Below are 8,537 nucleotides of genomic sequence, written 5' to 3' on the forward strand. Positions count from 1 at the left end.
CGCGCATCCAGCTGGTACTGGTGGATGCGCAGGCCCGGCTGGTTCGGCACCGACTCGCCAATGAAGAGCGTCCCGGCTGATCCGGCGGCAAGGCTCATATACGGACGTTCGGGCAGGTCGAGCGCAAGAGTGCGCTGGCCGAGCCCTTCTGGGTCGATGCGGACGTCGACCTCCTCGTCGCCGTTGTCTGCCTCGGCATCCGCGGCGGCTTCTTCGTCGCTGCGCGGCTGAAGTGGCGAGGGTTCATCGCGTGCAAGCACGGTCACGTACACGCCCCGGTCGAGCGGGTCGTCGTAGGCGCTCATGTCGAGCCAGCCGGTGCTAAGTCCGTAGTTGGTGCTGGCCATGAAGTAGAGATACTTGCCGCTTGCATCCCACACCGGGTTTACCGCGTCGGCCATGCCGTCGCTCATCGCGATGCGCTCATCGTCGTTCAGCGAGTAGGCGTATACGGTGCGGAACTGGCTGTCGAGACGCTTCGCGTAGGCGATCCATTCGCCATCGGGCGACCATGACGGGTTGAGCGAGCGTTCGGGGTGCGCGTAGAGGTCGTTATCGACACGCGTCAGGTCTTCGGATTCGACGTTGAGAAGCCAGAGGTTACGATCGGCATCGGTGAAGAGCAGGTGCTCGCTGTTGGGCGACCACTGCGGATGGTAGTAGAACGACGCCTCAGGCAGATCGATGGTGCGCAGGTCGCCGCGCCCATCTTGCGGCGCAATCTTGAGTGCGTACTCGCCATTGCGATCCGAGAACCACGCGATCTGGCTGCCGTCGGGCGACCAGGCGGGATAGCGGTCGGCTGCGCCCGAGGCGTTCGAGATGTTGCGCCACGAGCCGTGCTCGGCGGGCACCGTAAAGATTTCGCCGCGCGCCTCAAACACCGCCCGTACGCCGTTGGGCGAGATGCCTGCGTTCATCACGTTCGCCTGCACGCCCGTCCAGTGCGGCTGCGTCCACGGCAGGTCGCCGCGTACCGTCACCGTAAGCGGCGTATGCGCGTCCTGCTCCAGGTCGTAGCGGTGCAGGTAGCCGCCCTGCTCGTAGACGAGCGTGGTGCCGTCTACATCAAGCGCTTTCACGTCGAAGTCGCTGTGCGTGGTGAGCTGCGTGAGGGTTTCGGTGTTAAGGTCATACGCATACACGTTCATGACCATGTCGTCGGCCCGGTCTGACAGGAAGTAGACCGTGTCGCCCGCCCAGACCGGGGCGGTGTCGACCGTCTCCTCGTACGGCAGTTCGGTGTGTTCGTAGGTATCCATATCCAGAATCCAGATCGGATGCACCTGGCCGCCCCGGTAGCCGCGCCAGTGGTCTTGCCAGCGCGAGATGGGCTGGTAGACAAAGCGCTCACCGTCGGGACTGAACCCGCCCACGTCGCCTCGCGGAATGGGGAGCGGCTCGGGGGTAGCTTCTTCGATGTCGATCGTCCAGAAGCGCTGGTACGACGACGGCGCGGCGTCGCGTCCCGAAGCAAACACCACGCGGGTGCCATCGGGCGCCCAGCCCTGCACGGCGTCGGTGCCGGGGTGGTAGGTTAGGCGCTCGGGTGTGCCTCCGGCGAGCGGCACCACGTAGACATCCGTCTGGCCGTTGTAGCGTCCCGAAAACGCGACATGCTCACCGCTTGGCGACAGGTGCGGGTTCGACGCTACCCCCTGGAAGCTGGTGATGCGCTCTGCATCGCCGCCGTTCGTGGTGGTGCGCCAGATCTCACCGGCATGGGCAAAGACGATGGTTTCGCCGTGCACGCTGGGCGCCTGCAGCAGGCGGGTGCCGCGGTCGTCGGGCGACTGAGCTGTGGCAGCCCATGGCAGTACGAGCAGAAGGAAGAGCGCGCCTACAAGCAGGCGACGGGACGCGGTCCAGGTCGGAGACCCGGTCGAAGACAAAGCGGTTCGCATAGAGGGATACGGAGGTTAGTTGGTCGGCGAGGAGGACGGAGCAACGCGGAAAGCTGGTGGGCAGCAGGACGCAGGTGGCGGGGCCAAATGGCGGGGGCCGGTTGAAAGAGCAGAGGACGTTGCTCCAGGTGGTGCGTATACCATACACACTACAGCGCGCTTTTTCAACCGTTGGGATAACGGTGACCCTGCTCGTGCGCGAGTGTACGCTTTTCTTAGAGACAAGGATTTCCTATCTGCAACATCCACGTGTCATTCATAGCAGCGCGTATGCATCCGCCTGCCTGTTTTGTATATTGCATAGCTATCACTTCTCTTGTTACAGCCTCACAGACCTGCTCGCCTTATGCCTGCTGCTTCTCGTTTTATCTCCATGGTAGCGCTTCTTGCGCTGCTGATGACCGGATGTGCGCCGCGTGGTGTGACGACCAACGACACGCCCGACGACCCTTCCGAGCCGACCTCCGACATTGACGACGCCGTGGAAGCGGCAGAGGAGTTGGAGGGCCTCTTTACCCTCTATCGCGATACGACCGATGGCTCCCTGCAGATGCTGATCCGTGAAGATCAGCTCGACCAGGAGTATATCTACTTCACGTTTACGCAAGACGGCGCCCCCATAGCGGGGCACTTTCGCGGTCAGTTTCGCGACAACGAGGTGTTTGCTATCAAGCGGTACTACGACCGTATCGAGTTTGAGAAGGTGAACACCTCGTTCTTCTTCGATCCGGATAACGCGCTGAGCCGTGCTTCTGAAGCGAACATCACGCCCGCGCGCTTGGCCTCGCAGGAGATCGTGGCGCAAGACACAACCGATGGCGGGCGCTATCTCATCAGCGCAGACGAGCTTTTCTTGAGCGAGGCGCTGCATCAGGTGAAGCCCACGCCCTCGCCGCTGCAGCGTCCGGGTAGTTTTTCGCTGGGCAACCTGAACAGCAGCAAAACGCGCTACCAGAGCGTCAAGAACTTCCCCGAGAATACCGACCTTACGGTAGAGTACGTCTACGACAACCCGCTCCCGCAGTCCGGTGGCGGAAGCGCCGTAACCGACGCGCGGTCGGTCGGCATTATCGTGCAGCACAGCCTCATCGAGATGCCCGACAACGACTACATGCCGCGCTTCGACGATCCGCGGGTGGGCTACTTCATGCAGCAGGTCGACGACCAGACCTCGACCAGCGCGACGCCCTACCGCGACATGATCAACCGCTGGCACCTGGTGAAGGAAGATCCGGAGGCAGAGCGTTCGGCGCCGGTTGAGCCTATCGTGTGGTGGATTGAAAACACCACGCCCGAGGAGATCCGCCCGATCATTCGAGACGCAACCCTCGCCTGGAACCAGGCTTTCGAGGCCGCCGGGTTTGAGAACGCAATCGAGGTGAAGGTGCAGCCCGACAGCGCAGACTGGGAGGCAGGCGACATTCGCTACAACGTGCTACGGTGGACGTCGTCGCCCACGCCGCCCTTTGGCGGCTACGGCCCAAGCTTTGTGAACCCTCGCACCGGGCAGATCATCGGCTCCGATATCATGCTTGAGTTCGTCTACCTCACTAACCGGATCCGTCAGCAGGATCTCTTCGACGCGGCCGCCCTGCCCGACTGGGCGCAGCAGTCGCTCACCGAGCTTCACGCGCACGATACCGAAGCGGGCCACGCGCCGCACGACGGCTGCACGCTGGGCACCACCATGCAACAGAATCTGCTTACCGGACTGCAGGTGCTGCACGCGCAGGATGCGTCGGAGCTGCAGATCACCGAGTACTTTGAGCAAGCGCTCTACTACCTGATTCTGCACGAGGTGGGCCATACGCTCGGCCTGAACCACAATATGCAGGCGCACAACCTGCTCTCGCCCGAAGAGCTAAAAGACCCGCAGGCGATCGCCGAGAACGGTCTTATCGGGTCGGTGATGGACTACCCTGCCGTGCATCTGACCGATAACATCGATGCCCAAGAAACCTACTACATCGACCACCCGGGCCCGTACGACACGTGGGCTATCCAGTTTGGATACGACCCGTCGCTCGATGACGACGACTTGATGACTGCGCACCTGAACCGTTCCACCGAGCCGGAGCTGGCCTTTGGCAACGACGCCGACGACATGCGCAGTCCGGGCAAGGCGATCGACCCGCGCGTTATGATCAATACCTTATCGAGCGATCCGGTCGCGTATGCCGAGGAGCGCTTCGGCATTCTGTCGGAGACGATGGATTCGCTGCTCGACAAGTACGATGAGCCCGGCAGTTCGTACGAGCCGCTCCGCAACGCCTACCTGATCCTGACGGGTGAGATGGGCAGCGCCGTGAACGCAGCCTCGCGCTTCATCGGCGGCGTCTACCGCGAACGCGCCATGGTCGGCCAGCCCGGCGCTACGCAGCCGTTTACGCCGGTGCCACGCGCTGAGCAAGAGGCGGCCCTCGACCTGCTGCGCACGTATCTGTTTGCTCCCGATGCGTTCGATATTCCGAACGAGATCTACAACCATCTGCAGCAGCAGCGGCGCGGGTTCAACTTCTTTGGTAGCTCCGAAGACCCGAAGATCCATGCCCGCGCGCTTAGCATGCAGCGCATGGTGCTCGCGCACATCCTGCACCCCGATGTGCTCACGCGCATGACGGATGCGCGCCTCTACGGCAATACGTATCCGCTGGCCGAGTACATGGATGACCTTACGATGGCGATCTTCGAAGACGACGCCGCAGGCAACGTGAACACGTTCCGCCAGAACCTGCAGGTTGAGTACGTGCGCGGCCTCTCGGCGGTGCTCGACGAAGACACCAACACATCGTATGACTATGTAGCCCGCTCTGCGGCGCTGCGTAGCCTGCAGCAGGTCGACGATCTCATTGCAGGCAAGTCAGGCGTGAATGCAGAAACGCAGGCCCACACGGCGCACCTGCGTCACCTGATCGAGAAGGCGCTCGACTGATCCTGACGCTGCCTCTACGCAGCCCATGCCGTTGCAGTCCATGCTGCATAAGCATCCGCCCGCTTCCTCATCACGAGGAGGCGGGCGTTTTTTGGTGGTGGTAAACGCTATGTGATAAGGCTATCAGACACTGCAGATTTGTCTTGTTCGAACCCCCTCTCCCTTATTCCGCTTCGCTCCATCAGTCGCCCTACGGGCTCGTGTCGGGTTTCTCCCCCTTGGTCAAGGGGGAGATGTCCACAGGATCACGCCTTTGGCGAAGCTCGGCAGACAGAGGGGGTTTGAACAGATTGCGATGATGTAAACCACAGACAATCATTCAACATCTTACCGCTACCCGTTTCTTATGGTGTTTCTTTTGGGAGAGAGGTCGCCCCCACAGAATCCGGGGTCTGTCGGATGCACAGGCTACAGCGTCTCTACCGTTTCGGGCTCTACCCACTGCGCGGATCGCCACCCACGCACGGCATTGCAGCAGTAGATCGCGTCGGCCGTGCGCAGATCCTCGACGGTAAGCGGTTGGATGCGCACGTCGGCACGGGTATCGAGTACGTGAGCCCGGTAGACGCCCCCCAGCAGCCCGCTCGACCGCGGAGGCGTGTAAAGCATGCCCTCGCGTTCGATGAAGACGTTGCTGCGCGCCCCTTCAGTGATGTACCCTTCGGTGGACTGCAGCAGCGCTTCGTCGCAGTTGTGGGCGCGCGCGAAGGCAGCGGCTTCGTCGTACGGCGTACGGGCCGTCGTTTTGTGGTGCAGCCGTATGTCGCCGGGGGCAACCCGAACCGGGCTCAGCGTAAGCCGCCACGGACGACCGGGAGCCGGGTCGAGCGGACGGGTGGTGCTCTGCCATGTACCCTGGGGGCCAAGAGTGCCGCGCACCATGTGAGGCGCGTCAGGCAGCGCAGCACAGGTAGCGGCAATGGCCTCGCGCACCGCATCAAGATCAACGGGAATCTCGAAGTAACGCGACGACGACGCAAGGCGCTGCAGATGGCGGTCGAGCAGCGGGATGCCCGCTCCGTCGTAGCGCATCGTTTCGATGAGCGTGGGGCGCGTCAGCGGGGCAGGGCCGTCCGCATCCATTAGAAACCGGGCCTTGAGCTTGCACTCTGCGTACTCAGCGTCGGCCTCGGAATCCCACACGAGCCCGCCCCCGGTGCCCATACGGGCGCCTTGCGAACCGACCTCGACGGTTCGGATGGCAACGCTAAACGTTGCGGTCTCGTTGGGCCCGGCCCACCCGATGGCGCCGCAGTACACTCCGCGCGGAGCCGGCTCCAGCGTGCGGATGATGCGCATGGCACGCAGCTTCGGTGCCCCCACGACCGACCCGCACGGGAAGAGTGCCCGAAACAGATCGGGAAGCGCAATACCGGCCTGCAGGCGCCCCTCAATCGTCGAGGTCATCTGCAGCACCGTCGGATGCCGCTCGACCGCGAACAGCTCAGGCACGCGCACCGACCCCGGCATGCAGCAGACCGACAGGTCGTTACGGAGCAGATCCACAATCATCAGGTTTTCAGCCTGCGTTTTGGCATCGGCCTTCAGTGCCGCGATGGCTTGCTCGTCGGCCTCGGCGGTGGGCGGACGGGCAGCGGTGCCTTTCATTGGACGTGTAACCACGTGTTCGCCCGTGCGGCGAATAAAGAGTTCGGGAGAGGCGGAGAGCACGGTTCGCGTGCCGGTTTCAATGTATGCCGCATACGGCACGGGCTGCTGGCGGCGCATGTGCGCGTAGAGCGCCACGGGGTCGTCTGGCACGTCGAGGTCGACCGGTCCGGTAAGGTTGATCTGATAGACGTCGCCCGCGTGGATGTGCTGCTTGACCGCCTGGAACGCCTCACGGTAGTCTGCCTCCGGCCAGCCAAACCGGGCCTGCTGGGGCGAACGCGGCGCTACGCTGTCCCACACCGTATGAGCCGCTGCGGCAGGCCACACCTGGGGCGCCTCGTATACCCCCAGCCACACCAGCGGCCCATCGTCTTCATCGTGCGGGGGCGCAGCCGCCCGGATCGACGGGTCGAGCGCGTAGCCTGCTTCGTACGCCACGTATCCGGCCACGTACTGCCCCTGGTCGAGCGCATCTTGCGCACGACGTAGCGCCTGTGGCACTTCAGCATATGTCGATGCGTTACACACCGACACTGGATCGGTGAAGAGCCGGGTGTGCTCGTTTTCGGGATCGGAGCGGGCCGTGTCGAGCAGCACCGTACCCGGACGGCGCAGCACTGCCGGATCGAAGGGGGCCGTGTTTGGCATGTAATGGGCAAGGGGGTAGCAGGACCTCTACGCGTGCCTTCTGTGTACCTGTGCCCGCGCCATGTGCTCCCTCCGGCTCTGGCGCCATGTGTAACTTGCTTCTCTGTTCTGGCGGATACGTACCCTATGTCTACTGCTGAACCGGCCTCCTCTGCTTCGCCCGAACCGGATCCCTCCGAACCGAAGTCGGCCGATGACGGCGTGTCGTCTGGCACCTGGTTGAGTAACACGCGCACACACGAGATCATCTTGCTGATCGGCGGGCTCGCGCTCTTGCTCGTCATGCTCTACGAGATGGAGTTTCCGCGGCCCGGCTCGTTCTTGAGTCCACCGCTGGTTGCACTGGCCGGTGCGCTTCTGCTATGGCCCGTACGCCACAAGTCATCGGCCCGGGCGCTGCTGTTGTCCGGCGGCGTGCTGCTGCTGATCTGGGCGATCTTGCGTGCAAGCACCATCCTCATTCCGTTCGTAGCAGTCTACCTGTTGGCCTACCTGCTGCACCCCATCGTCACACGCATCGACCGTCGCTACCGGATTCCGCGCTGGGTCTCGTCGATGGTGGTGACCACGCTTGTCGTGGGGCTCTTCATCACCAGCATCGTGCTCATCGTACCCAACATTGTGGACCAGGTCGACCGGCTGTCGCGTCAGTCGCTGGGAGCGCTGGAAGCCCTGCGAACGTGGCTGGCCACCTCGCCGGTCGTGGCCGAACTGGAAGGCGCCGGGGTGATTGATCGGGAGGTTATCATACGCGAGGTGACCGACTTTGTGCAGCGGCAGGCACGCCGCCTCCCCAGCGCGCTCGAAGAGGTGCTGGCTTCGCTCGGATCCGTGCTGGGCCTGGTCACAATACTGGCGCTGGTACCGGTTATCCTGTTTTACACGCTCAAGGACTACCCCTTCATCCGCGACGGGCTCGTCAGCCTCTTTCCCACCGCTGACGGACGCCGCGACTATATTGTGGAGGCTGGCGGCATTGTCGGCAATTACCTGCGTGGACAGCTGATTATCAGCCTCATTGCAGCGGTGAATGTGTCGATTGCACTGGTGATTTTTGGCGTACCGTTCTGGCTGTTGATTGGCCTGCTGACAGGCGTGCTCAACTTCATTCCCCGGCTTGGCGCCATCGTGAGTATGGTGATTGGCGGACTCGTAGCGCTGACCTTCGGCGGGGTCATGGACATGGTGATCGTGCTGACCGTCATTCTCCTGCAGCAGCTGCTGGAGCAGTCGTTCCTGACACCCAAGATTTTGAGCTACCAGATGGGCTTGCACCCGGTGCTCATCGTGTTTGCCCTGCTGGTGTTCGGTACGTTCATGGGGATATTCGGGCTGCTGATCGCCGTGCCGGCCACCGCTATCCTGGTCACCATCTACCGCGCCTGGCGCGAAGAACTCACGCTTGAGCTGCGCGAGTATAGCAGCATGCGCGATGCGTCGTA

General features: G+C 62.8%; 4 protein-coding genes. 2 read left to right on the top strand and 2 right to left on the bottom strand.

The window, feature by feature from the left end; all coding sequences use genetic code 11:
* On the bottom strand, positions 1-1,904 hold a 1,904-nt coding region (locus tag PPP56_RS06975), incomplete at its 3' end, for a S41 family peptidase (RefSeq protein ID WP_502912560.1).
* Between the two features lie 346 nt (positions 1,905-2,250).
* Here PPP56_RS06975 and PPP56_RS06980 point away from each other — a divergent pair.
* On the top strand, positions 2,251-4,836 hold the full coding sequence (locus PPP56_RS06980; protein WP_353563319.1) for a zinc-dependent metalloprotease: 2,586 nt from the start codon (positions 2,251-2,253) through the stop codon (positions 4,834-4,836).
* Positions 4,837-5,244: 408 nt separating this feature from the next.
* On the opposite strand, the gene pabB is transcribed toward PPP56_RS06980, so the two are convergent.
* The gene (gene pabB, locus PPP56_RS06985) at positions 5,245-7,095 is read right to left on the bottom strand and encodes an aminodeoxychorismate synthase component I (RefSeq protein ID WP_353563320.1); all 1,851 of its coding nucleotides are present in this window, start codon (positions 7,093-7,095) and stop codon (positions 5,245-5,247) included.
* Positions 7,096-7,221: 126 nt separating this feature from the next.
* Between pabB and PPP56_RS06990 the strand changes: the two genes are divergently transcribed.
* On the top strand, positions 7,222-8,537 hold a 1,316-nt coding region (locus PPP56_RS06990; protein ID WP_353563321.1), incomplete at its 3' end, for an AI-2E family transporter.

Origin of the sequence: Longimonas sp. (assembly GCF_040409695.1) — a bacterium.
Classification (GTDB): Bacteria; Bacteroidota; Rhodothermia; order Rhodothermales; family Salinibacteraceae; genus Longimonas.